Annotated in this window: 4 protein-coding genes; all 4 read right to left on the bottom strand. The window is 69.4% G+C overall.

The genetic code is table 11. The features are described 5' to 3' along the window. Positions 1 to 9: 9 nt before the first annotated feature. Entirely contained in the window at positions 10 to 144 is a 135-nt protein-coding gene (locus A3ES_RS56905; protein ID WP_272944674.1) for a hypothetical protein, read from the bottom strand. A 67-nt stretch (positions 145 to 211) separates the two neighbouring features. Further along, positions 212 to 589 carry a hypothetical protein gene (locus A3ES_RS0145310; protein WP_020393448.1) on the bottom strand — a complete coding sequence of 126 codons (378 nt, stop codon included), beginning with the start codon at positions 587 to 589 and terminating at the stop codon, positions 212 to 214. A 73-nt stretch (positions 590 to 662) separates the two neighbouring features. Continuing rightward, complete coding sequence (locus A3ES_RS0145305) at positions 663 to 2,663, bottom strand: P-loop NTPase family protein (protein WP_020393447.1); 2,001 nt, start codon at positions 2,661 to 2,663, stop codon at positions 663 to 665. A gap of 87 nt (positions 2,664 to 2,750) precedes the next feature. Continuing rightward, on the bottom strand, positions 2,751 to 3,118 hold a 368-nt coding region (locus A3ES_RS50760; protein ID WP_040457266.1), incomplete at its 5' end, for a hypothetical protein.

Raw genomic sequence — 3,118 nt, 5'->3', positions numbered from 1 at the left:
GGGGGCTGGTCAGCCGCCGGCACTCTGGCGTACAGCGTTCTTCGCCTGGTCGATGAGGGATTTGGCCTGAGCGATCAGCCGGGCCGCCTCGTGCCGTTGCTTGTGGTCGACGGGCTCATGTCCTTCGCGCCAGTCGGAGTTCATCCAGTCGCGAGCATCGCTGAGCCCGCCCCTGGCCTGGTTAAGCGAGGCGAGGGTGTTCCCTGCGATCTCATTCCACGTCGGTTGCGCCATCGTCGCCGTCCCCCTTGATGTTGTAGCCCTGCAGGTTGATTGCGGTCTGAGCCTCGCTGAGCAGGCGGCCGATCTCCTTGGCGTGTACCGCAGCCGATCGCAGGAGGCTCGCGGCCGTTGCCACAGACTCGGCCGGGTCCCGGTTGTTGTCGTACACGTCGTACTCGGTGAGCGACCCCTCAAGACCGGTGGCGATCTGCTCGGTGAGCTGCGAGATGCCGTAGCCGACGTTGTTGAGGTTGCCGAGCAGCGAGTAGGCCAGCGGGGCGGGGATCGTGCGGAAGGTGCCGTGGTTGAGTGCGCGGACTGCCTCGTAGGCGTCGTCTGCGTGCTGGACCAGCGGGTCGTCGGACATCAGGTCTCCTTCGTGGTGGTGTGCTTCCCAACAACCAGAACATTAGGCCATGAGCCTAACAGATGCAAGAGGGTCAGCCCTCCACGAGACGGTAGACCCCGCGGCCGACCTTCTCCACGAGCTTGGCCGTTGTCAGCTCGCCGATCAGCTGGCGGAACCTGGTCTCGCTGAGGCGTGCGCCCTCGATCAGGTCCTTCGTCTTCGTCTCGCCGTTGGCCAGGATCGCCAGAAGGGCCTCCCGACCGTTCGCGGGCTCAGGAGGAGCAGGCCTCGGCGCGGCGGCCGCGGGCTTCACCAGGGTCAGGACCGGCGGCGGCGGCAGCTGCAGCGGGTTCGCAGAGGGCTTGCCTGTGGCGACCTTCGTGGCGGTGGCGATCGCGCCGACCAGGCCCGAGGCGGCGGACAGGTCGCCGTTCTTCATCGCCTCGACCTGGGCACGGACCAGCGCCATCGCGGAGTCCATGTCGGACCGGCGGTTGATGTAGTTCGCGGCCCCAGCGTTCGCCGAGACCGGATCCAGCTCGGGGGAGGGGTATCGCGCCAGCCACTCGGCCGGGACCTTGACGTACTCGGCCCGGAACGGCGCGGTGCGCCCGAACTCGTTCCCGCGGCGCACGGTGTACCCGAAGCCGGGGATCGCGGGCAGGGTCAGCGGGTCGACGTCCAGGCCGACGAGCAGCTGCCCGTTCTGCCGGGACTCGGTCCGCATCGCGACGACGTTGCCGGCCATGACGGCGGCCCGCAGCGGCTCGGATCCACCGAACGTAGAGAGGCCGGGGTACTGCGACAGGATGACGAGCGCGATGCCAACCTTCCGCGCCTTCCGCGCCAGTTTGGTCCAGCGGTCGGTGTTCTCCGCGAAGACCTCGTGCGCCTCGTCGATGAAGACGGTGATGCCGGGACGCTCGGGGGAGGGGTCGACGCCGATCCAGCCGTTGGCGGCCATCTCCTTGCTGCGCCACTCGCAGATCGACTCCAGCGCGGTCAGCATCTTCTCCGCGCCGTCCAGGTCGACGTACCAGTCGGCAGCCTTGGCGAGTGCCGGCGAACTCGCGCCGCCCTGGGGGTCGATGAACCACGCCACCGCGTGGCCGGTGGCGACGGTGCCGACAGCGAGCAGTTCCATCAGCCGGGACTTGCCCGACCCCATCCCCGCGATGATCGCGCCGCCCCACCAGGAGCCGCCCATCGGGACCTCGCCACGGGTCCAGTAGCGCCACCCGGCGCAGCCCTCGCCGTCGCCGTACGGGCCGATCTGGATGACGCCCTCGTCGACCTTTGGGCCGTCGTACAGCACGACCTTGTCGATGGGGGACTTCTCGACGTAGGTGATCCGCATCTGCGTGGGCAGCTCGTTCGGGTGAGGCTCAAGCACGAGGTTCTTGATCGGGACGTTGAGGCCGGACGAGATCCGGTCGAGGCTGGACAGCGCGAGGGTCTGGGTCTGCTGGCCGGGGACGAGCTGGATCGTGTACCGCTGCTTCCCGTTGCTGATGTCCGGCTGAGTCAGGTACGACTCCGGGAGCGGGCCGCGGCTGCTGGCGACGAACCGGGTCCACCGCTGGTGCAACGGCCCCTTGAACTGCTTCGCCTCCTCGGGCTCCGGAGCGGACGGGGCGAGCGGGTGCGGGATGCGGTTCGCCTTCCACCAACCGGCGGCGAGGCCCATGGTGACGAGCATCAGCACGAGCAGGGCGAGGCTGTGGCTGTCCAGGCTGGCCGGGTCCATTGAGGCGGCCCAGATCAGCCAGGCGTTCGCGGCGCTGTTGCTGGCCCACACCCGGCGACGCCACGCGCCGGCGTTCCGGCCGATGGTCCAGCCAACGATCCCGAGCGGGATCGCCGCGAGGGCCGCGGTCCAGACGGCGGCGCTGGTGGTCGACAGCGCGGAGACGAGCCAAAGCACCTCGGCGAAGGCGAAGACGGCGAGGGCGTAGTACCAGGGGGCAGCTTGGCGGCGGAGGCGGTAGATGGTGCGACCCTGACGGCGCTCGACGCGGGCAGCCTTGGCCTGGGCTGCGACGTTGAGCGCGTCCTGCTCGCTGAGCACGAGGGTGACGGACTTCGTTGCCATGGTGGTGGGGGTCCTCTCATTGGAAAGGCCCCGGCCCGGGGATCTCGTGCGTCACCCGGGCCAGGGCCTGTCTGTTGGTGCCGGCTGTCAGCCCGCGGTGACGAACTGCTTGGACCCGGCGCCCGGAGCGGCCTCGTAGCCCTCCTTGACGACGTTCTGCTTCGCCAGCGCGACCTTCGCCCGGCCGAACGCAGCGATGCCGGAGGCCATCGCGTCAGCGGCTGCAGCGAATGCGGCGTAGACCTCCGGGTCGGTGACCTCGGCTGCCCGCAGCTGGGCCGTGGCACCGTCGATGCCGGTGTTGATCGCCGCGACGTGGGTGGTGCAGTCGGTCGCGTATTTGACGGCGGCTGCGAGGCCAGGGATCTCGGCGACGGGGGTCTCGGGGGTGGTGGCGGTCATGGTGGGGTTCCTCTCGGTGGTGGTGGTGTCCGGCTGGGCCGGGGTTTCAGGGG

The sequence above is a fragment of the Kribbella catacumbae DSM 19601 genome, from assembly GCF_000372465.1.
Lineage (GTDB): Bacteria > Actinomycetota > Actinomycetes > Propionibacteriales > Kribbellaceae > Kribbella > Kribbella catacumbae.
This window is presented reverse-complemented; position numbering and strand designations above follow the sequence as displayed.

Excerpts from the sequence above, each read along its gene's own strand:
- A3ES_RS56905 (WP_272944674.1), bottom strand. The coding sequence starts at position 144 with ATGAACTCCGACTGGCGCGAAGGACATGAGCCCGTCGACCACAAGCAA.
- A3ES_RS0145310 (WP_020393448.1), bottom strand. The coding sequence starts at position 589 with ATGTCCGACGACCCGCTGGTCCAGCACGCAGACGACGCCTACGAGGCA.
- A3ES_RS0145305 (WP_020393447.1), bottom strand. The coding sequence starts at position 2,663 with ATGGCAACGAAGTCCGTCACCCTCGTGCTCAGCGAGCAGGACGCGCTC.